The organism is Mesorhizobium sp. WSM3866, from assembly GCF_002294795.1.
GTDB lineage: Bacteria > Pseudomonadota > Alphaproteobacteria > Rhizobiales > Rhizobiaceae > Mesorhizobium.
This window is the reverse complement of record NZ_NSGC01000002.1, coordinates 242065-261781: the sequence shown is the minus strand read 5'-3', so window position 1 is coordinate 261781 and position 19717 is coordinate 242065. Positions and strand designations below refer to the sequence as shown.

Below are 19717 nucleotides of genomic sequence, written 5' to 3'. Positions count from 1 at the left end.
CTTTTTCCCTGTCCGCCAAGCCGAGCCTCAAAACAAACGAAACCGGCGCGGCGATTTTTCCGCCTCGTCTTCCGGCGTCACGCCGGGATCATCCGGCAAGCGCGGCAACTCCGGCGCCTGCTCGACCACCGTGTCATCGGCGGCGGCGACCGCGGTTTCCCTCTCGATGCCGTTCGGCGCCTCGGCGGCCGCCTTCTCGGCCGAACTATCGGGCTCAAGGTCGATCGCTCTCTCGTCAGCCGGCAAAGCGGGCGCCGATGCAGCGATCGCGGGAACCGCCTCCTCAACCTCGCTGTCGATTAGTTGCCCGAGCCGCTCCATCGGCGCGCGCCAAGTGAACGCGTCGAGCTTGCCGGTGATCGGCGATACCGGCGCCCAGCGCTCCGAGACGACACCGTCCGCCACCCAGGCCGGATCGCGCGGCGCGCGCACAGCCTTGGACAGCAGCTGCCGCACCTTGCCCTGGTCGCCGCTTTCGGCCTCCTCGATGTCGGCCAGCAACAGATAGGCGCCTTCGCGGCGATCAATGCGGATGGCGGATTCCGCCTCGCGCCTGGCGGTGGCGAAATCCTGCGCGTCGAGCGCGGCGCGCGCCACCGCCATCGACGATTCGGCATGGTTCTTCTTCAATTGCTGCAGCTTTTTCGCCCGGTTGAGGCGATCGAGCACGGCATCGCCCGGCCTCGCATGGATGTAGAGCTCGGCGATGTCCGGATGCGGTTCGGCCCGCCAAGCGGTCTCCAGGATCTTGGAACCCTTGCGCACATCGTTGTGCTTAATCAGCAGGTTGGCCGCGATCACCGCGGCCGGCGCGAAATTGGGCGCCAGCTTGTTGGCTTCGAGCGCCGCGGTCCGGGCAGCGTTCGGATCGCTGTCGACCAGCGCCTGCGCCTTGGCGGTGAGCAGCACGGCGCGGCGGCGGTTGGCGGCATCGCGTTCGATTTGCCTTGTCGATTTCTGCGCCTCGACCAGCTTCAACGCGCCGTCCCAGTCGCCGCGCTCGGTCAGCTCTTCAAGCGTCGATTCCGCCGCCCAGGCAAGCTGCGGTGCCACAGCTGCGGCACGACCGGCATAGTGGCGCGCGGCGTTGCGGTCGCCCAGTCGCTCAGCTTCGAGATAGAGCCCGCGCAGGCCGAGCAGTCGCATCTCCGGATCATCGAGCATGCGCTCGAACTTTTCCCGCGCGCCGTCATGGTCGCCTTCGAGCAGCGAGGCCTGCGCATCGAGCAGGTTGATCAGCGGCTCCTGGTCGGAACTGATCAACTTGGCCGCCTCCTTGGTCTTCTTACGCGCCAGCGCGCCGTCGCCGGCGCCGGCCGCGATCATCCCCGTCGACAGCGCCTGGTAGCCGCGATCGCGGCGGCGGACCCGGAAATAGCGCGAGATCGCATAGGGGCTGTTCCACAGCGACTTGATCAGCCACCAGACGATCATCACCGCTGCGACCACGGCGACGATCGCCACCGCCGCCACCATCAGCGTGACCTGGTACTGGTAACCGTTGAAGGTGATGATCATCTCGCCCGGACGGTCGGCCAGCCAGGCAAAGCCGAGCCCCAGCGCGAACACGACGGCGAGGAAGGCGAGGATGCGGATCATCTGACGGTCCTCATGCCTTGGTCGCGCCGGCAATCAGCGCTTCGATCTGCTTTTCGACTTCGAGCCGCGCCTTCAGTTTGCTGGCGAAGTCGGCGCCGGCCGCCTTCGACGCATCGGGCAGGGTATCGTATTCGGCGAGCGCCTTGGCATAGTCGCCCTGGTTGACTGCCACTTCAATGCGCGCGACCGTTTCCGGCACTCCCTTGCCTTCGACGGCGCCGACCGGCCGCACCTGCACCAGCGATTTCGCGCTCGACACCAGGCTTTGGAAGAAGCCGGCATTCTGGTCGACCGGCGTTGCCGCTTCGATCATGGCGTTGGCGGCGGCTTCGGCCCCGGAAGCGATGGTGGCTCGCGTGGGCACGCCTTTTTCCGCATAGCCGCGCAGAACGCCAAGCTCCGGCGAGTCAGGCGCAATGGCGGCGAACGTGTCGAGCTCGGTCGCGAACGGCGCACCGCGATCGAGCGCCGCCTTCAGCGCCGAAGCGGCAATCGCCAACGCGATCTTCGGCTGCGAGGCCTGCGCGTCGACCTTGCCGGAGAGCTGCTGCACCGACTGTTCCAGCGCCGCGATCCGGCTGTCCGCCGCCTTCGCCGCGTCGCCCGCCGATTTCACAAGCGCGTCGAGCCCGGCGAGCTTCTCGTTGAGCGGGGCGACATCGACCGGTGCAGCATTTCCGGCCTTCTGCAGGTCGGCGACCGACGTCTCGACCTGGCCGACCTTGTCGGTGAGCGCCTTGAGCGCGGCGCCGTCGTCGCCCTGGCCGGGCGAGGATTTCAGCGCCGCGAGGTCCGACTTCACCTGGTCGAGCGCCGAGGACAGGCCGTCGACCTTGGCCGAAGCGCCGGTATCGGCCGCCTCCTTAAGTGCCGCGATTTGGCTTCTCAGCGAAGCGATCTCGCCGGTGACGCCGTCGGGCGAGGGCCCGCCGACCGAAGTCGGAGAACCGAGCAGCCCTACCGCTTGCAGAAGACCGGCGCCGGCAAGCGCGACAACGCCGCCGATCACGCCGGCAGCAATCATGTTGACGCCTGAGCGCCTGGCGGCCGGGAAGTCGCGATCGTCGCTTCGGGTTTCGCTCGGCTTCGACGCCGAGGCGGCAGAATTGGTCTTGGCTGCCGACGCATCCTCGAAACTGTAGCCGAAGCTTTTTGGTTCGCTCTTCGGAGCCTCATCCGTGCCCGGATAGGATGCTTGCGCCCCATCCTTGTTGGTTCCAGCCTGGTCAGCTCCGCCCCGCGCCGCGTCGGTGTGTTCCCACGGCTCGATGTCGGCCTGTTCGGCATGGATCGGCTCTTCGGGAGCTTCCGGCTGCGAAGCAGCAGCCCCTTCCTCTGCCTTCGCCTCGTCGGTTCGTTCCGTGTTGGTATCGGTATTGGCGGCATCCTCGTCGGTGATTCGCGAGACGGCGCCGGGTTCGAGTTCGATGGTCACCGGCTCGCGGCGGCTCTTCGAATGTCGCACCTTAGGCGTCTTGACCATGCTTGGGCTCCGCAAATTGGCTTGAGGATGGTTCGAAGGGTCTAGAGCTCAAGGATGCTCTACCACATCACCAAGCGGTGAAAAGGGGCGGTGTGATGACGCGGCTCAGCCCGGTAGCGACAAAAGCTGGAACAGCGCGTCCTCGTCGGATTTAGAGGCAATGCGAACCTTTTGCCCGCCAACCCCGTCCAATTCTTTGGCGATTCTTACGGACAGGGCCAAAAACTCCGCCCGTTCAAAGAGATGCCGCAGTGCTGGGCGCATGGCCAGGCCAATCATCACGGGTGCCGCCTTGGCCGAATAGAGCAGCACTGCCTCGACCGGCGTGCCCGACAATCGGGCAACGACGGCATCGTCGCCATAATCGAATTCGATGGTGTCGTAGGTCTCGACAGGCCGGACACGCACCCGGGCTGCCGCCAGCCGTTCTTCGAACACCGGAAAGCGCACCCGGCCACAAAGATAAACCATCTCCTTGCCCGTAAGTTCGGCGGTTATCTGGCCGGCCAGTGCTTCGGCATCGCCTGGGCCTTCAAAGACGGACGTAAATCCAGCCGCACGGCAGGCTTCCGCCGTCCTTGTCCCGACCGCATGGCAAGGCAGCGCGGCAAGCGCGGCGACCAGTTCCTTGGGCGCATAGCGCACCGCACTGGCGCTGGTGACGGCAACCGCGGCAGCAGCGGGAAAGACGCTTGCCTCGACCGGCAACGCCACTGTTTCCGTCAGTGGCAGCAGGACGGGCTGGAACCCCTGGGCCAGAAGCCGCCGGGCCGTGCGGGAGGCGCCCGGTTCCGGCCTCGTCACCAGGACGCGGACCATGTCAGGCCCAGCCGTCGAAGAATTTTGCGCCGGCCTTGGCGCGAACGGCCCGCGCGGCTTCCGCGCCGATATTCGCCGCGTCCCGGGCCGGGCCATCCAAATTGATCTCATGCGACTCGGTGCCGTCGGGCGAGATGATAAGCCCAGCGAAAGACAGGTATTCGTCCGAGACGATCGCATGGCCGGCGATCGGCGTGCGGCAGGAGCCGTCGAGCGCAGCAAGAAAGGCGCGCTCACAAGCCAGCGCCTGGCCGGTCGGCATGTCGTGAATAGCCGCCAGCATATTTTCGACCACGCCGTCGCCGATGCGGCTTTCGATGCCGATCGCCCCCTGCCCCGGCGCCGCCGGAAAGACATCCAGCGGCATCAGATCGGTGATCACGCTCTCGAGCCCGAGCCGCTTCAGCCCCGCATAGGCGAGGATGGTGCCTTCGGCCACGCCCTCATCCAGCTTGCGCAGCCTGGTCTGCACATTGCCGCGGAACATCACCACATTGAGGTCCGGCCGCATCCGGCGGAGCAGCGCCTGGCGCCGGAGCGACGACGAGCCGATCGTGGCGCCATGCGGCAGATCGGCGATCCGCTTCGCGGTCTTGCCGATGAAGGCGTCGCGCGCGTCCTCGCGCGGCAGGAAGACGGAAAGCTCCAGCCCGTTGGGCAGCACCGTCGGCATGTCCTTCGAGGAATGCACGGCGATATCGATGCGGCGATCGAGCAGCGCTTCCTCGATCTCCTTGGTGAACAGGCCTTTGCCGCCCGCTTCCGACAACGGCCGGTCCTGAATGCGGTCGCCGCTGGTCGAGATCGGCACAATTTCGAAGGCCTGCTCGGGCAGGCCATGCGCCTGCATGAGCCGCGCCCGCGTTTCATGCGCCTGGGCGAGCGCCAGCGGGCTGCCGCGTGTTCCGATTTTCAAGGTTGTTTGCATGGCGCGCGGTCCGTGATAACCCCCGAGGCGATTCCGAGGTCTGCCGAGATTCAGGTCAGGCCGAGCCGAAAATGGCGGATTTCGAGAACCGGAGCGGAGCGTACTTTTGGGTACGTGAGCGCCGGAAGCGCAGAAAACCGCCATTCGCAGGCCGGCACCACCTGACTATCGACAGACCTCCTATATAGGAAAGGTCGGAGACACAATCTTCGAGGACAGCGACGAATTGATCCGCGTTCTGGGCATTGAGACAAGCTGCGATGAGACGGCCGCCAGCGTGGTGGCGCTGGACGGCGACTCCGCGCCCGAAATCCTCTCCAATGTCGTCTTGAGCCAGATCGAGGAGCATGCCGCCTTCGGCGGCGTCGTGCCCGAGATTGCCGCGCGCGCCCATGTCGAGGCGCTGGATGGGATCGTCGAGGCAGCGCTGACCGATTCGGCCGTATCGCTCGATGAGGTCGACGCCGTCGCCGCGACTGCCGGGCCGGGGCTGGTCGGCGGGCTGATCGTTGGTCTGATGACTGCCAAGGCGATTGCCGCCGCTGCGAATAAGCCGCTGATCGCCATCAACCACCTCGAAGGTCACGCGCTGACTGCCCGGCTGACCGAGGGGCTCGACTTTCCCTATCTGCTCCTGCTGGTCTCCGGCGGCCACACCCAGATCGTCGCTGTACGCGGCGTCGGCGACTACCAGCGCTGGGCAACGACCATCGACGATGCGCTGGGCGAAGCCTTCGACAAGACGGCCAAGATGCTTGGCCTGCCCTATCCGGGCGGGCCCAACGTAGAAAAGACAGCGGCCAGCGGCGATGCGAGCCGCTTTGCCTTCCCGCGTCCGATGAAAGGGTCGGCGCAGCCGGATTTCTCCTTCTCCGGCCTGAAGACGGCTGTGCGCCAGGCGGCAACGGCAATCGCGCCGCTCAGCGACCAGGACGTCGCCGACATCTGCGCCTCCTTCCAGGCTGCGGTGGCCGATGCGCTGGGCGACCGTGTCGCGCGGGCGCTCGCCCGTTTCCGCAAGGAATTTCCCGAGACGGCAAAGCCGGCGCTGGTCGTCGCCGGCGGCGTCGCCGCCAACCGCACGATCAAGGCGACGTTGGAGGCGCGCTGTTCCAAGGCCGGCTTCGCATTCGTCGCGCCGCCGCAAAAGCTTTGCACCGACAATGCCGCGATGATCGCCTGGGCGGGCATCGAGCGGCTGCGCGCCGGGATGGTCGACGCGAGCGCCGCCGACTTCGTGCCGCGCTCGCGCTGGCCGCTGGACAGTGTTTCCGCTCCCTTGGTCGGCTCGGGCCGTCGCGGGGCAAAGGCATGACTGACGCGGTCACGAACGGCGCACAGGCCAAGGCGCCCAGCGGCTGGCGCGTAGCGGTGCTTGGCGGCGGCGCCTGGGGCACGGCGCTGGCGCTCGCCATGCTGCGCGCCGGCCATTTTGTCCGCCTCTATGCCCGCGATCCCGACACCGTCGCAGCGATCGACCGTGGCGAAAACCCGCACTATCTGCCCGGCATCGCGATCGAGCCCGGCATCGTCGCCACCAGCGATATCGCTGCTGCGCTCGACGGTGCGAATTGCGTGCTGGCGGTAACGCCGGCGCAATCGCTGCGCGCGGTTCTGGCCGCTGCCGCCGGCCATGTGCCATCCGGCGTGCCGCTGGTCCTCTGCGCCAAGGGGATCGAGCGAGACACCGGGGCGCTGCTGTCCTCGATCGTCGAGGAAAACCTGCCCGACAACCCGGTCGCGGCACTTTCCGGCCCGAGCTTCGCCAACGATGTCGCGCGCGGCCTGCCGACGGCCGTGGTGGTGGCCGGCCGCGACGGAGAACTGGCGGCCGATCTCGCCGCCCGCTTCTCGGCCGAGAACCTGCGCTGCTATTCCAGCGACGATCTCATCGGCGTCGAGATCGGCGGCGCGCTGAAGAACGTCTTCGCCATTGCTGCCGGCGCCGTCACCGGAGCCAAGCTTGGCGCCAGCGCCCAGGCCGCCATGGTGACGCGCGGCTTCGTCGAGCTGCGCCGCATCGGCGCCGCCTTCGGCGCCAGGCCGGAGACGCTGATGGGGCTCTCCGGCCTCGGCGACCTGCTGCTCACCTGTTCCTCGGCGCAGTCGCGCAACTTCGCCTATGGCCTGACGCTCGGTCAAGGCAAGGAGCTCACCGGCCTGCCGCTCGCCGAAGGTGTGCCGACGGCCGCCATTGCCGCCCGCATAGCCGCCGAGCACGGCATCGAGGCGCCGATCATTGCCGCGGTCGCCGCTATCCTCGATGGCAAGGTGACCATCGGCCAGGCGGTGACGGCGCTGATGACGCGGCCGCTCAAAACCGAAACCGACATCTGAAGCCTCGGAGTTGAAACATGCTGTTTGCATTGATTTGCAAGGACAAGCCCGGCAGCTTGCAGCTGCGCGCCGACACAAGGCCGGCGCATGCGGCGTTCCTGGAAGGCCTGATCAGCGAAGGAAGACTTGCCTTTGCAGGTCCCTTCCTCGACGCTGCCGGCAAGCCTGACGGAAGCCTGGTGATGATCGAGGCGCCCGACATGGCCGGCGCGCAAGCCCTGGCGGCCGCCGACCCTTATGCCAAGGCCGGCCTGTTCGAAAGCGTCGAAATCCGTCCATGGAACTGGGTCTTCCAGAAGCCTGCCGCCGCGTGACCGGTCGCTGGCGCTCCCGCTCCCCGCGAGTACGGGGAAAGGATAAGGAAGAGCGCCAAGGCTTCAATCGTAGCGAACCGACAATGGCAAGGGAACAACTGAGATGAACTACTGGCTGTTCAAGTCCGAACCTTCGGTCTTCTCCTTCGAGGCGCTGAAGGCGAAGGGCAAGGCCGGCACGCAGTGGGACGGCGTGCGCAACTACGCCGCGCGCAACAACATGAAAGCCATGCAGATCGGCGATCTCGGTTTTTTCTACCATTCCAATGAAGGCCTCGACATCGTCGGCATCGCCGAGGTCTGCGCGCTTGCCCACCCCGACTCCACCACCGACGATCCACGCTGGGAATGCGTCGACATCCGCGCCTGCGAGGACGTGCCGAAGCCGGTGACGCTGGAACAGGTCAAGGCCAATCCGAAGCTGGCCGACATGGCGCTGGTGCGGCTTGGCCGGCTTTCCGTGCAGCCGGTGACGCCGGCAGAGTGGAAAGAAGTCTGCCGCATGGCCGGCCTCGACCCGGCGCCGTGACCAGACTCACCCCCAAAAACGCAAGGACATTCATCCTCGACAATACGGCGCTGATGGCGCCGCCGCATGTGCCGGAAGTGCTGCTGCACCTGGCTGACGAGGCGCACGACCTCTGGCTGCGCACCGAGGAGGAGCTGGCCGAGATCGGCCTGCCGCCGCCCTTCTGGGCTTTCGCCTGGGCCGGCGGCCAGGGCCTTGCCCGCTATGTGCTCGACCATCCGGCGACGGTGCAGGACAAACGCGTGCTCGACTTCGCTTCCGGCTCCGGCGTGGTCGCCATCGCTGCCTTGAAGGCCGGCGCGGCTGAAGTGACCGCGGCCGATATCGATCCCTTTTGCGCGACGGTTATCGCCCTCAACCTGGAAGCCAATGGCGTGAAGGCCGATTTCCTGGATGCGGACTCCATCGGCACGGATGACGGCTGGGACGTCGTCTTGGCCGGCGATGTCTTCTACGACAAGCCTTTGGCGGAGAGGCTGACGCCGTGGTTCACGAGCCTCAAGGCGCGCGGCGCCGACATCCTCGTCGGCGATCCCGGGCGCGCCTATCTGCCGAAGACCGGACTGCAATCGCTCGCCGTCTACCAGGTGCCGGTGACGCGCGTGCTGGAGGATGCCGAGGTCAAGCGCACGACCGTGTGGCGATGGGTTTCCGCCGCTTCGGCTTGACGCAGCCGGCGAACAGGGATTCCATCGCTCATCTTTCGGGAGGGGATTCTATGGATTTCTCAACGGTGAACTGGCTGGCAGTGATCGCCGCAGCCGTCGTGGCGTGGCTGTTCGGTGCCGCCTGGTACATGGGCCTGAGCAGGCCCTGGCTGAAGGCGGCAAAGCTCGATCCGGCGACGATGAAGCGCTCGGCCGTTCCGTTCATCGTCAGCTTCGTCGCCGAGCTCGTCATGGCGCTGGTCATGACGCTGGTGGTCGGCGCGATGACCGGCGGCGAGCCCAACCCGCTCGCCGGCGTGATCTTCGGCTTTGTGCTCTGGTTTGGCTTCGTCGCCACCACGCTGTCGGTCAACCACCGCTATCAGGGCTTTGGCTGGGACCTCACGCTGATCGATGCCGGCCATTGGCTCGGCGTGCTGCTCATCATCGGCGCCGTGATCGGTTGGTTCGGCGCGCCGGCCGCGCCGGCAGGCTAGGGCACTTCCAGGAAAAGTGTGAAACGGTTCCGTCGGAATTGCGCCCAATAAACAGAGAGAGCGGTCCGGAGTGTCGCTAACCCGCGTCTGCGTCTTTCGTGACTTCGTCGAGAAGCCATTCGCGGAAGGCGACGATGCGCGCGTCGTCCTTCATCGCTTCCGGATAAACCAGGAAATAGGCGAACTCCGGCGCGACCTTGATGCCGAGTTCGAAGGGCCGGATCAGCCGCCCTTGCGAAAGGTCGTTGGCCACCATGGCGAAGTCGGCAAGCGCCACCGCATTGCCGTCGAGCGCCGCCTGCGCGGCGTCGGCCGAGGACCCGAAGACAAGGGTGCGGCTGTCGTCGAAATCTTCGACCCCTGCCGCGTGCATCCACATGCTCCAGTTCGGCCAAGTGACGCCCTGCCGTGACCATTCGATATGCGCCAGCGTATGGTGGAAGAGATCGCGCGGCTCCTTCAGCGGCGGGCCTGAGGCGAGCAGCGCCGGGCTGCAGACGGGGATGATGATGTTCTCGAACAGCCGGTGCGCGCAGAGCCCGGGATATTTACCGGTACCGAAACGAATGCCGATATCGACATCGTCCCGCTCGAAATCCCTGACTTCATAGGTAATGTCGAAGCGCAACTCGACGCCCGGCTTTTGCCGGCGGAAACCGTCGACGCGCCGCATCAGCCACTTGGTTGCGAACTGCGCGTCGAGCGTCGCTTTCAGCAGCGCCGTGCCTCTCGCCATCTTGCGCGCGCGGGTAACGGCGCGGCCAAGCAGGTCGAGCGCATCGACCGAGGCTTCGAACAGAACGTTTCCCGCTTCGGTCAGCCGCATGGTGCGGCTGGTGCGCGTGAACAGCACGAGGTCGAGCTGATCCTCTATTTCCTTGATCTGGTGGCTGACCGCCGCCGGCGTCAGGCCAAGCTCGTCCGCGGCACGGGTAAAATTGAGGTGCCTCGCCGCTGCCTCGAACGTCCTCAACGCACGCGTTCCGGGCAGCAAGCGGGCCATCCCTATCTCCAAAAAAAACTTGATAATCGGACAAGAACTACTCGTTCCCCGTTTGTTTTTCAATCCGGCAAGATGGCTGCATCGATAAACCATCAAACCGGATTTGATATCCGGAGAACACGGATAGCGCCATGACCGAGATCGTCCTGAAGTCCCACGCCGCTCCGAAATCCAACTCCGGCATCACGCTTTGGCTGCGTTCGGCATTCGAGTGGCTGCGCCAGGCCGGGGTCGCCGCTCGGCTTCCCGACGAATCCGTCGAGGATCTCTCCGACCGTCAGCTGCGCGACATCGGCGTCGAGCGCAGGGACGTCGCAAAGGCGATGAACCGGGAGCTTGGCCGGATCGGATTGCTGGATACCGGCTGGCAGCCTAAGCGGCACTGAGGGAATAGGGGAGTAGGCAGACAATCTCGCTTCGGTGGACGTGCGTCCTCCGTGACATATCCTACTCCCCTACTCCCCTACTCCCCTACCTCACCACCTTCACCACGGTCCGGTCCGACAGCAGCGGCAGCAGCCTCGCCATGGTGCGCGCCGTCACCGCGACGCAGCCTTGCGTCGGCGTGAAGCCGGGACGCGCCAGATGGAAGAAGATCGCGCTGCCGCACCCGCGCCGGCGCGGCACGATGTTCCAGTCCAGCACCAGGCACACATCGTAGAGCCGGTCGGCGCGCCGCATCCGTTCATGGCTGGCGCCGTAAGGGATCTTCACCGGCCGATTGTAGTTGCGGTCGTCCGGCACCTCGCACCAGCCGAGATCCGGGCCGATCGGCGCCATCGCCAGCCCCGTCCGGCGGCCGCCGGGAAACTGGTCGTTGCGGAAATAGCCTGACAATATCCGCATCGCAGCCAGTGGCGTCGCGCCGTCGCCCTCACGCTTGCTGGCGGAAATGCCGCCGCGCCCGAGGGCGCAGGGAAACACCGTTTGGCCGGCTTGCAGCAATCCCTGCGCAGGGTTGCCGGGCCTCGCACGCACAACCAGGACATGCAGCCCCTTCGGCAAAAATTCGCCTGCCGCATTGCGCGCGCGTTTTTTCTTGTATGATTGTCTCACGGAACAAATCACTGTGAACGACTGTTGCGCCGGTGAGCTTCCGCATAAATGGGGGGAGGTCAACTGAATATTCTTTTTAAAACAACGGATTGATCATGACATCACGCACCATTCTGATCGTTGACGACGACGACGACCTGCGAGCCACCCTCGTCGAGCAACTGGCGCTTTACGAGGAATTCGACGTCCAGCAGGAAGCCACTGCCGCAAAAGGCGTCGCCACGGCGCGCGGCGGCCTTGTCGATCTGCTCATCATGGACGTCGGCCTGCCAGACATGGACGGTCGCGAGGCGGTGAAGATCCTGCGCAAGGGCGGCTATAAGGCCCCGATCATCATGCTGACCGGCCACGACACCGATTCCGACACCATTCTGGGGCTCGAGGCCGGCGCCAACGATTACGTCACCAAGCCTTTCCGCTTCGCGGTGCTCTTGGCGCGCATCCGTGCGCAGTTGCGCCAGCACGAGCAGAGCGAGGACGCCACCTTCTCGGTCGGCCCCTACACCTTCAAGCCCAGCCAGAAGCTTTTGATCGATCCGCGCGGCGCCAAGGTGCGGCTGACCGAAAAGGAAGCCTCGATCATCAAATATCTCTATCGCGCCGACCAGAAGGTGGTAACGCGCGACGTGCTCTTGGAAGAAGTGTGGGGTTACAATTCCGGCGTCACCACCCACACGCTGGAAACCCATGTCTACCGGCTGCGCCAGAAGATTGAGCGCGATCCTTCCAATGCCGAAATTCTTGTGACAGAAAGCGGCGGCTACAAGCTGGTTCCTTAAACATTTCATGATCTAGAGCGATTCCAGGAAAAGTGTGAAAGCGGTTTTCCGATCGGAATTGCGTCGAACCAAACAGATAGGCGGTCGGGCGGGATTGCCTCGGGTACGATCCTGATGCTGGAGGGTGATGGATCGGCTCGCTGCACGCATCGCACGATGCGTGATTGAAAGTTGGAGTGCGCGCTCCCGCAAGGAGACGGCGCTCCAAAGGAGGGACTGGACTGACCGCTCGGGGACACAGCTAGCATGGCGCTGGATGACGACATCCGCATCCTGTCCGCCGTGAAGCTTTTTCAGGGCTTCACGCAGGAACAGTTGCGCCTGCTGGCCTTCGGCGCCGAGACCACTTTTCTGCAGGCCGACCACAAGCTCTACCGCGAGGATGACGTGGCCGACTCGGCCTATATCGTCGTCAGCGGGCGCATAGTCCTCTATCGCGAGCAAGGCACCGGCGAACGCGTCCCGATCGGCACGGCAGGCCCCGGCGCCATGCTCAGCGAACTGGCCCTTATCGCCGACACCAACCGGCTGACCAGCGCCTCGGCCGCGATCGATTCGGAAGTTATCCGCTTGAGCCGAAAGATGTTTCGCCGCATCCTCGAGGAATATCCGGAGCTCGCGGTGCAGCTGCATGAGCGCATCCTGGAGGAATTCCAAGAGATGATCGCCCGCATCGAGGAGCTCGCGCCACGGTTTACGGAATAGACGCGCCGCAGCGTCTCTGCCGATTGATAGCGCTCAATCCAATTCAAACTTCGCGATGACCGGCACATGGTCCGACGGCTTCTCCCAGCCGCGCGCCGCCTTGACAATCTCGTAACCGGCAAAGCTCGGCACCAGATTGGCGGACGACCAGATATGGTCGAGCCGCCGGCCGCGGTCCGATGCTTGCCAGTCCTTCGCGCGGTAGCTCCACCAGGTGTAGAGCTTTTGCTCGGCCGGCACGTTGAGCCGCATCAGGTCAACCCAGCCGCCGGCCCGCCGCATCGCCTCGAAGTTTTCGGTCTCGACCGGCGTGTGGCTGACGACGTTGAGCAATTGCTTGTGCGACCACACGTCATGCTCCTGCGGCGCGATGTTGAGGTCGCCCACCAGGATCGAGGCATCGTGCTCGCTCGCCGGCACGCTGTTCATCTCATAGACGAAATCGAGCTTGTGGCGGAATTTCCGGTTGATGTCCGGGTCGGGCTCATCGCCGCCGGCCGGAACGTAGAAATTGTGCAGCAGAATCGACCTGCCGCCGGCCTGGACCCTGACCGAGAGATGCCGGCTGTCGTCGATCTCGCAGAAACGCCGCTTCTCGACCAGCGCGATCGGCCGGCGCGCCACCGTCGCCACGCCGTGATAGCCTTTCTGGCCGTGGAACAGGATGTGCTGGTATCCGGCCTTGCGGAAAGCCTTTTCCGGAAACAGCTCGTCCGGGACCTTGGTTTCCTGCAGGCAGAGCACGTCCGGCGCGTGCTCCTTGAGCAGCCGCTCGACGATCGGCATGCGCAGACGCACCGAGTTGATGTTCCAGGTGGCTATGGTGAAGGGCATTCAGGCAGGTCCGGCAAAAGATCGCCGATCTACTGCCAGCCACGCGCCATAAAGACAAGCCGGCCCGCGCTGCAAGCCGGCCCTGCCCTGAATATGGGCGGACCTACCGCGTCTTGGTATTGAGCTCGCGGTTCGCCGTATAATCGATCGCGAAGGTGCCGTCCGGAATGGAGACGCCTTCCTTGACGTTGAAGATCATCACCGTTGTGTCCTTGCCCTGCGCGTCGGTGATCGTCCACTGGCGCAGTTCATAGGTCTTCGGATCAAACATCATGGTGATCTTGGCGTTGCCGAACACCGACTTGTCGGAGAGTTGGATGGTGGTGAGGTCGTCTTCTTCCTTGACGGCCTTCACGCGCCCGCCCGAGAGATCGATCCGGTCGTCGAGCAAAAGCTTCAAGGGCGTCTTCGACAGCGGATAGAGGTCGGAGGTGTTCAGCTTCTTGTTGAGGATGACGACCGACTTGCCGTCCGAGATCACCCGGAAATTCGACGATCCGTCATAGTTGAAACGGATTTTGCCGGGACGTTCGAGGAAGAACTTGCCGCCGGTCTGCTCGCCCTTCGGGCCGAACTGCACGAATTCGCCGCTCATCGATTTGACCGAGGAAAAATGGTCGGCGATCTTTTGCGCCGCCGGCGGAACGGCGGCCTGAGCCAAGGCCAGAAGTTGGAAGCCCGGCACGACATTGATGGCGGCGGCGCCAGCGAGCACCAGGCCAAGGCCGAGCAGCTGTCGGCGGGTCGGAGCGAAATCTGTCTGGGTCTTCATGCCGGTCACTTCCTGTGATTTGCCTTGGTCGCAGTCTCTGGACCGCCAGTTGGGCCTAAGTTTGGCGGGTCGCACGGCGCTTGGTCGCATCAACGCGCCAGAGGGTTCAAAGTTGCCGGCCGCCTCCCGTGGACGTCGCCGGGCTAGAACTTATCGTCCTCGGTGGGAACGAGAATCTCGCGTTTGCCGGCGTGGTTGGCCGGGCCGACGATGCCTTCCTTCTCCATCTTTTCGATGATTGACGCCGCGCGGTTGTAGCCGATGCCCAGCCGGCGCTGGATGTAGCTGGTCGAGGCCTTGCCGTCGCGCAGCACCACGGCCACCGCCTGATCGTAGGGATCATCGGAATCCTCGAAATTGCCGCCCCCGCCGCCGCCGCCGGAACCGCCCCGGCCCGAGGCGCCGTCCTCGTCGTCTTCCTCGTCATCCTCGGTGATGGCGTCGAGATACTCCGGCACGCCCTGCAGTTTGAGATGGCCGACGATCCGTTCGACCTCGTCGTCCGAGACGAAGGGACCGTGGACACGCTGGATGCGGCCGCCGCCCGCCATGTAGAGCATGTCGCCCATGCCAAGCAGCTGCTCGGCGCCCTGCTCGCCCAGGATGGTGCGGCTGTCGATCTTCGACGTTACCTGGAATGAGATGCGGGTGGGGAAATTGGCCTTGATGGTGCCGGTGATGACGTCGACCGACGGGCGCTGCGTCGCCATGATGACATGGATGCCGGCGGCGCGCGCCATCTGCGCCAGGCGCTGCACCGCGCCTTCGATGTCCTTGCCGGCCACCATCATCAGGTCGGCCATTTCGTCGATGATGACGACGATATAGGGCATCGGCTCGAGGTCGAGATCCTCGGTCTCGTAGATCGCCTCGCCCGTCTGGCGGTCGAAGCCGGTCTGCACGGTGCGCGAGATTTTCTCACCCTTCTTCTCGGCCTGGCTGACGCGTGCGTTGAAGCCGTCGATATTGCGCACGCCGACCTTGGACATCTTGCGGTAGCGGTCCTCCATCTCGCGCACAGTCCATTTCAGCGCCACCACGGCCTTCTTCGGATCCGTGACGACGGGCGTGAGCAGATGCGGGATGCCGTCATAGACCGAGAGCTCGAGCATCTTCGGATCGATCATGATCAGCCGACATTCCTGCGGGGTGAGCCGGTAGAGCAGCGACAGGATCATGGTGTTGATGGCGACCGACTTGCCCGAGCCGGTGGTGCCGGCGACCAGCACATGCGGCATCTTGGCGATGTCGACGATGACCGCCTCGCCGTTGATGGTCTTGCCGAGCGCCAAGGCGAGCTTCGCCTTGGTGGTTTCGAAGTCGCGGCTCGCCATGATCTCGCGCAGATAGACTGTCTCGCGCTTGGCATTCGGCAGTTCGATGCCGATGGCGTTGCGGCCGGGCACGACGGCGACGCGGCAGGCGATCGCGCTCATCGAGCGGGCGATGTCGTCGGAGAGGCCGATGACGCGCGAGGATTTGATACCGGGCGCAGGTTCCAGCTCATAGAGCGTGACGACCGGACCCGGGCGGACATGGATGATCTCGCCCTTGACGCCGAAATCCTCGAGCACGCCTTCGAGCAGCCTTGCGTTCTGCTCCAGCGCGTCCTTCGACAGGCTCGGGTCTTTCGCGACGTTCTTCGGTTCGGACAGGAAATGCAGCGACGGCATCTCGAACGTGCCGGAGCCGATGAGCGAGGTCTGCGCCTCGCGCTGAACGCGTGCGCCTTGCACCGGGCGCGGCGCAGGCGCCTCCACGCGCGTCGCCGCGTCCGAGCGGAAGTTGCGCACATTGGCGCGGCGCTGGACCGGCTCCTCGTCGTCGAAGTCGTCGAGATCGGCCTCTTCGTCGTCGAAGACATTGTCGTCCACGGGATCGACCGAAGCGCTGCGGTCGTTGACCATTGCGGCGAAGAATTCCGGCTCGACACGGGCGCGGCCGCCGGGGCTCATCCTGGATTCGGCGTACTCGGCCGATTCGACCCGTTCGGCGGCGCGGCGCCAGGCGCTGGCCCGCGGCTCAATCTGAGGCTCGAACTCGTCACGCTCCTGCCTGCGGCGCGCGGCACGCCGATGCATCCATGCACGGAAGGACAGCCACCAATGGGTGATGGCGCCGAGCGCAAGAATGCCTTCGTCGCCCTCGTCTTCATCCTCATCGAAGAGCAGATCGTCCTGCTCGCGCGGTTCCGGCTCGGCGGCGCGCTCCATGACGGCAAAGCCGTTCTTGCGCGCGATCAGCGCCGAGCCATAGGCGAACAGCCAGAGCGCCGGCGTCGCGAGCACAACGGCGATGATGGTGGCGAAAAGGCCCTTCGGATAGCCGCCGACGGCGATGCCCGGGATCTTCAGCACCATATCGCCGAACACGCCGCCGAGACCGGTCGGCAGCGGCCAGGTGTTGGGCGGCGTCACGCAGCCGACGATCGCCGCGGCAAGCAGCGCGAAGCCGGACCAGGCAAGCCCGCGCTTGCCCAGCCTGTCGATGCCGCGGGCGGAGAAGAGCAGAAAACCCCAGATCACCGCCGGCACCAGCCCAGCGACGGCGGCAAGGCCGAAGAACTGCATGGCAAGGTCGGAAAACACCGCGCCCGCATAGCCCATGGCGTTGGTGACGAGATTGTTGGTGGCGTGCGAGAAGCTCGGATCGGCGACGTTCCAGGTAGCGAGGCTGGCGACGCCGAAAGCGGTGAACACGAACATCCCGGCGCCGACCAGGCGCCCAACCTGCCGCCGCGCGAACGCCTGGATGCCGTGCCCCGTATCGGTCAGCGCGAGCGGTGCTGAAGCGCCTGAACGCATGCCTCTTCCCCGTGTGTCGATGCCTGGCCGGATGCGTGGCGCATGCCGGGAGATTCGTCTCCCAGACTATCGGCGGGAAGGTTAAGGGCGCATTAACCATGGCCTTTTACCGAGATGCTCCCCGGAAAGGAAATGGCGGGCCCATGAAGCCCGCCATCTCTCATTGGCAAAGACGAAACGGTCAGGCCCGTAAGGACCCGACCTGCCGCAAATCACTTATGGCCGGCGTACTGCATCAGGTTGGCGCAGAATTCGGCATGCGGCTTGCTCATCGCCGCGTCCTGGCACTCCTTCATCATCGCGTCCTGCTTGTCTTTTGCCGTCGTCGCCCAGGCGGCCTTGAAATCGGCCTCGGACTTCATGGTCTTCATGCTGGAATCGGTGAAGAACGGGGCCATATTGTCAGGCGAGTCGAGCGCGCCAGCAAGTGCAACACCGCTGACCATCGACAGAGCCATTGCTCCCTGGAAGATATTCTTGCAGTTCATTGGTCGGTTCCTTCCCTGATGTTTGGCGACACCACGATGGCGGTCGCAATCCCAGTACGGAACCGGAAGGGCGGACGTTTCACACATTCGCGATCAAGTGAATGTGATCGAAACGCTCAATGCTCATATCCGAGAAAAAAGGAGGCCCGGAAGATCTTCCGGGCCTCAAGGCGTGAGCCCCTTTCGAGAGCATCACGACGGGATCTTGGGAGTAAATCGGGAAAGCCGCGCCGCGGCTTTCCTTGATGTCAGGACCGGCGGGAGAAGGATCCGCCGGCCCTGGCAGGGTCGGCCTTACGGCACGACTTCGCCGTGCTGGGTGACGTCGAGACCCTCGACCTCTTCCTGGGTGCTCGGACGCAGGCCGACCAGCGCCTTGACGATGTAGAGGATCACCAAGGTGGCGACCGCCGTCCATACGATGGTGACAGCGACGCCGTATGCCTGCTTGGCGAGCGAGGCGCCCGACGACAGGCTGTTGATCGCCGGATCGGCGAGCACACCGGTCAGCAGTGCGCCGACGATGCCGCCGACGCCGTGGACGCCGAAGGCGTCGAGTGAATCGTCATAGCCCATGGCGTGCTTGAGCTTGACCGCCGACAGGTAGCAGACGACGCCGGCGATGATGCCGACGAAGAAGGCGCCGGTCGGGTTGACGAAGCCGGAAGCAGGCGTCACCGCGACAAGGCCCGCGACGGCGCCCGAGATGATGCCGAGCACCGAAGGCTTCTTGGCGACGATCCATTCGGCGAACATCCAGGCCAGCGCCGCCGCTGCGGTGGCGACCTGCGTGTTCAACATCGCAGCGCCGGCGAGGCCGTCGGCGGCCAGTTCCGAACCGGCGTTGAAGCCGAACCAGCCGACCCACAGCAGCGAGGCGCCGATCACCGAATAGACCAGGTTGTGCGGCGCCATGTTGGTGGTGCCGTAGCCCTCGCGCTTGCCGAGAACGAGCGCGCAGACCAGGCCCGCGACACCGGCATTGATATGGACGACCGTGCCGCCGGCGAAATCGAGCACCCCGGCGGTGGCGAGGAAGCCGCCGCCCCATACCCAGTGCGCGACCGGCGCGTAGACGACCAGCAGCCACAGCGCCATGAAGATGAGCAGCGCCGAGAACTTCAAGCGTTCGGCGAAGGCGCCGGCGATCAGCGCCGGGGTGATGATGGCGAAGGTCATCTGGAACATCGAGAAGACGAATTCAGGGATGTTCGCCACACCGGGCGCCCACAGCGAGGAAGTGGTGATGCCGTGGTGGAAGAATTTCGAGGCACCGCCGATAAACTTGTTCATGCCGCCGCCGTCGGAGAAGGCCAGCGAGTAGCCGAACATGAACCACAGCACCGTCACCAGGCAGGTGATGGCGAAGCTCTGCATGATGGTGGCGAGCACGTTCTTCTTGCGCACCATGCCGCCGTAAAACAGCGCCAGGCCCGGGATGGTCATCATCAGCACCAGCGCCGTCGAGGTCAGCATCCAGGCGGTGTTGCCGGTGTCGAGCGCGGGCGCCGGGGCGGCCGGCGCTGCGGCGGTGGCTGCCGGAGCGGCCTCCTGCGCGAAGGCGGCGGCGGTGCTGAACGCTACGAGAGCGAGCGCAGCGGCCGCGCGTCCCGTCGTCTTCAAGGGGGAAGGAATATTCATTGAACTCTCCGTTGGAATAGCTGGTCGCCGCTCAGAGCGCGTCGGTGTCTGTTTCGCCGGTGCGGATGCGCACCGCCTGGTCGATGCCGAAGACGAAGATCTTGCCGTCGCCGATCTGGCCGGTCTTGGCGGCGGAGCTGATGGCTTCGACGGCCTTGTCGACCATGTCGGCGCCGACGGCGACCTCGATCTTGATTTTGGGCAGGAAGCTGACCGCGTATTCGGCGCCGCGATAGATTTCCGTATGTCCCTTCTGACGCCCGTAGCCTTTGACTTCGGTGACGGTCAGGCCCTGGATGCCGACGGCGGTGAGCGCTTCGCGCACCTCGTCGAGCTTGAACGGCTTGATGATTGCCATCACGATTTTCATAAGGTTTCACCCTTTGCTGTTGCGGTCCCCCGCGTTTGCACACCTTCACCGATCCCGAGGAGAGCCGGAGAGTGCAGGACAGGATTCAAGCTCCGTGCCAATTGCCGAAGCA

21 protein-coding genes are annotated in these 19717 nt (G+C 64.9%); 9 read left to right on the top strand and 12 right to left on the bottom strand.

Annotated elements, in window-relative coordinates; translation table 11 throughout:
* Positions 1-27: 27 nt before the first annotated feature.
* From CK222_RS05455 to hemC, 4 genes are all read right to left on the bottom strand, one after another.
* A complete protein-coding gene (locus CK222_RS05455; protein WP_095799660.1) occupies positions 28-1599 on the bottom strand; it encodes a heme biosynthesis protein HemY in 1572 nt (523 codons plus the stop codon).
* A 10-nt stretch (positions 1600-1609) separates the two neighbouring features.
* The gene (locus CK222_RS05450; protein WP_095799659.1) at positions 1610-3082 is read right to left on the bottom strand and encodes a mitofilin family membrane protein; all 1473 of its coding nucleotides are present in this window, start codon (positions 3080-3082) and stop codon (positions 1610-1612) included.
* A 105-nt stretch (positions 3083-3187) separates the two neighbouring features.
* Positions 3188-3901 carry a uroporphyrinogen-III synthase gene (locus tag CK222_RS05445; RefSeq protein ID WP_095799658.1) on the bottom strand — a complete coding sequence of 238 codons (714 nt, stop codon included), beginning with the start codon at positions 3899-3901 and terminating at the stop codon, positions 3188-3190.
* A gap of 1 nt (position 3902) precedes the next feature.
* Positions 3903-4829: a hydroxymethylbilane synthase gene (hemC, locus tag CK222_RS05440; RefSeq protein WP_095799657.1), complete on the bottom strand. Its 927-nt coding sequence runs from the start codon at positions 4827-4829 to the stop codon at positions 3903-3905.
* 229 nt (positions 4830-5058) lie between these two features.
* Here hemC and tsaD point away from each other — a divergent pair, with 229 nt between their 5' ends.
* From tsaD to CK222_RS05410, 6 genes are all read left to right on the top strand, one after another.
* Positions 5059-6144 (top strand): tRNA (adenosine(37)-N6)-threonylcarbamoyltransferase complex transferase subunit TsaD, encoded by a 1086-nt coding sequence (tsaD, locus tag CK222_RS05435; RefSeq protein WP_176477586.1) that lies wholly within the window; start codon positions 5059-5061, stop codon positions 6142-6144.
* The gene (locus CK222_RS05430) at positions 6141-7166 is read left to right on the top strand and encodes an NAD(P)H-dependent glycerol-3-phosphate dehydrogenase (protein ID WP_095799655.1); all 1026 of its coding nucleotides are present in this window, start codon (positions 6141-6143) and stop codon (positions 7164-7166) included. Before tsaD ends, CK222_RS05430 begins: the two co-directional genes overlap by 4 nt.
* A gap of 17 nt (positions 7167-7183) precedes the next feature.
* A complete protein-coding gene (locus CK222_RS05425) occupies positions 7184-7480 on the top strand; it encodes a YciI-like protein (RefSeq protein WP_066998315.1) in 297 nt (98 codons plus the stop codon).
* Positions 7481-7583: 103 nt separating this feature from the next.
* The gene (locus tag CK222_RS05420) at positions 7584-8009 is read left to right on the top strand and encodes an EVE domain-containing protein (RefSeq protein ID WP_095799654.1); all 426 of its coding nucleotides are present in this window, start codon (positions 7584-7586) and stop codon (positions 8007-8009) included.
* Entirely contained in the window at positions 8006-8677 is a 672-nt protein-coding gene (locus tag CK222_RS05415) for a methyltransferase (RefSeq protein ID WP_095799653.1), read from the top strand. The genes CK222_RS05420 and CK222_RS05415 overlap by 4 nt, the downstream gene beginning before the upstream one ends.
* A gap of 50 nt (positions 8678-8727) precedes the next feature.
* On the top strand, positions 8728-9153 hold the full coding sequence (locus CK222_RS05410) for a DUF1761 domain-containing protein (protein WP_095779794.1): 426 nt from the start codon (positions 8728-8730) through the stop codon (positions 9151-9153).
* 76 nt (positions 9154-9229) lie between these two features.
* On the opposite strand, the gene gcvA is transcribed toward CK222_RS05410, so the two are convergent.
* Positions 9230-10156 (bottom strand): transcriptional regulator GcvA, encoded by a 927-nt coding sequence (gene gcvA, locus CK222_RS05405; protein WP_095799652.1) that lies wholly within the window; start codon positions 10154-10156, stop codon positions 9230-9232.
* A 131-nt stretch (positions 10157-10287) separates the two neighbouring features.
* Here gcvA and CK222_RS05400 point away from each other — a divergent pair, with 131 nt between their 5' ends.
* Positions 10288-10542, top strand: a complete 255-nt coding sequence (locus CK222_RS05400) for a DUF1127 domain-containing protein (RefSeq protein WP_095799651.1) — start codon at positions 10288-10290, stop codon at positions 10540-10542.
* An 85-nt stretch (positions 10543-10627) separates the two neighbouring features.
* Here the strand turns inward: CK222_RS05400 and CK222_RS05395 are convergent, their stop codons facing one another.
* Positions 10628-11224 carry a L,D-transpeptidase gene (locus CK222_RS05395; RefSeq protein ID WP_067322973.1) on the bottom strand — a complete coding sequence of 199 codons (597 nt, stop codon included), beginning with the start codon at positions 11222-11224 and terminating at the stop codon, positions 10628-10630.
* 83 nt (positions 11225-11307) lie between these two features.
* Between CK222_RS05395 and CK222_RS05390 the strand changes: the two genes are divergently transcribed.
* Entirely contained in the window at positions 11308-11991 is a 684-nt protein-coding gene (locus tag CK222_RS05390) for a response regulator transcription factor (RefSeq protein WP_066998380.1), read from the top strand.
* Between the two features lie 246 nt (positions 11992-12237).
* Positions 12238-12696 (top strand): cyclic nucleotide-binding domain-containing protein, encoded by a 459-nt coding sequence (locus CK222_RS05385; protein WP_067322970.1) that lies wholly within the window; start codon positions 12238-12240, stop codon positions 12694-12696.
* Positions 12697-12729: 33 nt separating this feature from the next.
* On the opposite strand, the gene CK222_RS05380 is transcribed toward CK222_RS05385, so the two are convergent.
* The 6 genes from CK222_RS05380 to CK222_RS05355 all read right to left on the bottom strand — a co-directional run bounded on the left by CK222_RS05380 (position 12730) and on the right by CK222_RS05355 (position 19605).
* Complete coding sequence (locus CK222_RS05380; RefSeq protein ID WP_095799650.1) at positions 12730-13530, bottom strand: exodeoxyribonuclease III; 801 nt, start codon at positions 13528-13530, stop codon at positions 12730-12732.
* Between the two features lie 103 nt (positions 13531-13633).
* Positions 13634-14302 (bottom strand): outer membrane lipoprotein carrier protein LolA, encoded by a 669-nt coding sequence (locus CK222_RS05375; protein ID WP_066998340.1) that lies wholly within the window; start codon positions 14300-14302, stop codon positions 13634-13636.
* A 143-nt stretch (positions 14303-14445) separates the two neighbouring features.
* Entirely contained in the window at positions 14446-17106 is a 2661-nt protein-coding gene (locus CK222_RS05370; protein WP_095799649.1) for a DNA translocase FtsK, read from the bottom strand.
* Between the two features lie 212 nt (positions 17107-17318).
* Entirely contained in the window at positions 17319-17594 is a 276-nt protein-coding gene (locus tag CK222_RS05365) for a hypothetical protein (RefSeq protein ID WP_095799648.1), read from the bottom strand.
* Between the two features lie 294 nt (positions 17595-17888).
* Entirely contained in the window at positions 17889-19070 is a 1182-nt protein-coding gene (locus tag CK222_RS05360; RefSeq protein WP_245322420.1) for an ammonium transporter, read from the bottom strand.
* Between the two features lie 196 nt (positions 19071-19266).
* Positions 19267-19605 (bottom strand): P-II family nitrogen regulator, encoded by a 339-nt coding sequence (locus tag CK222_RS05355; RefSeq protein WP_066998360.1) that lies wholly within the window; start codon positions 19603-19605, stop codon positions 19267-19269.
* Between the last annotated feature and the right edge of the window lie 112 nt (positions 19606-19717).

What these genes read in the sequence shown, in the direction of transcription:
- CK222_RS05455 (WP_095799660.1), bottom strand. Translation starts at nt 1,599, where the DNA reads ATGATCCGCATCCTCGCCTTCCTCGCCGTCGTGTTCGCGCTGGGGCTC.
- CK222_RS05450 (WP_095799659.1), bottom strand. Translation starts at nt 3,082, where the DNA reads ATGGTCAAGACGCCTAAGGTGCGACATTCGAAGAGCCGCCGCGAGCCG.
- CK222_RS05445 (WP_095799658.1), bottom strand. Translation starts at nt 3,901, where the DNA reads ATGGTCCGCGTCCTGGTGACGAGGCCGGAACCGGGCGCCTCCCGCACG.
- hemC (WP_095799657.1), bottom strand. Translation starts at nt 4,829, where the DNA reads ATGCAAACAACCTTGAAAATCGGAACACGCGGCAGCCCGCTGGCGCTC.
- CK222_RS05430 (WP_095799655.1), top strand. Translation starts at nt 6,141, where the DNA reads ATGACTGACGCGGTCACGAACGGCGCACAGGCCAAGGCGCCCAGCGGC.
- CK222_RS05425 (WP_066998315.1), top strand. Translation starts at nt 7,184, where the DNA reads ATGCTGTTTGCATTGATTTGCAAGGACAAGCCCGGCAGCTTGCAGCTG.
- CK222_RS05420 (WP_095799654.1), top strand. Translation starts at nt 7,584, where the DNA reads ATGAACTACTGGCTGTTCAAGTCCGAACCTTCGGTCTTCTCCTTCGAG.
- CK222_RS05410 (WP_095779794.1), top strand. Translation starts at nt 8,728, where the DNA reads ATGGATTTCTCAACGGTGAACTGGCTGGCAGTGATCGCCGCAGCCGTC.
- gcvA (WP_095799652.1), bottom strand. Translation starts at nt 10,156, where the DNA reads ATGGCCCGCTTGCTGCCCGGAACGCGTGCGTTGAGGACGTTCGAGGCA.
- CK222_RS05400 (WP_095799651.1), top strand. Translation starts at nt 10,288, where the DNA reads ATGACCGAGATCGTCCTGAAGTCCCACGCCGCTCCGAAATCCAACTCC.
- CK222_RS05390 (WP_066998380.1), top strand. Translation starts at nt 11,308, where the DNA reads ATGACATCACGCACCATTCTGATCGTTGACGACGACGACGACCTGCGA.
- CK222_RS05385 (WP_067322970.1), top strand. Translation starts at nt 12,238, where the DNA reads ATGGCGCTGGATGACGACATCCGCATCCTGTCCGCCGTGAAGCTTTTT.
- CK222_RS05380 (WP_095799650.1), bottom strand. Translation starts at nt 13,530, where the DNA reads ATGCCCTTCACCATAGCCACCTGGAACATCAACTCGGTGCGTCTGCGC.
- CK222_RS05375 (WP_066998340.1), bottom strand. Translation starts at nt 14,302, where the DNA reads ATGAAGACCCAGACAGATTTCGCTCCGACCCGCCGACAGCTGCTCGGC.
- CK222_RS05370 (WP_095799649.1), bottom strand. Translation starts at nt 17,106, where the DNA reads ATGCGTTCAGGCGCTTCAGCACCGCTCGCGCTGACCGATACGGGGCAC.
- CK222_RS05365 (WP_095799648.1), bottom strand. Translation starts at nt 17,594, where the DNA reads ATGAACTGCAAGAATATCTTCCAGGGAGCAATGGCTCTGTCGATGGTC.
- CK222_RS05360 (WP_245322420.1), bottom strand. Translation starts at nt 19,070, where the DNA reads ATGCTGACCTCGACGGCGCTGGTGCTGATGATGACCATCCCGGGCCTG.
- CK222_RS05355 (WP_066998360.1), bottom strand. Translation starts at nt 19,605, where the DNA reads ATGAAAATCGTGATGGCAATCATCAAGCCGTTCAAGCTCGACGAGGTG.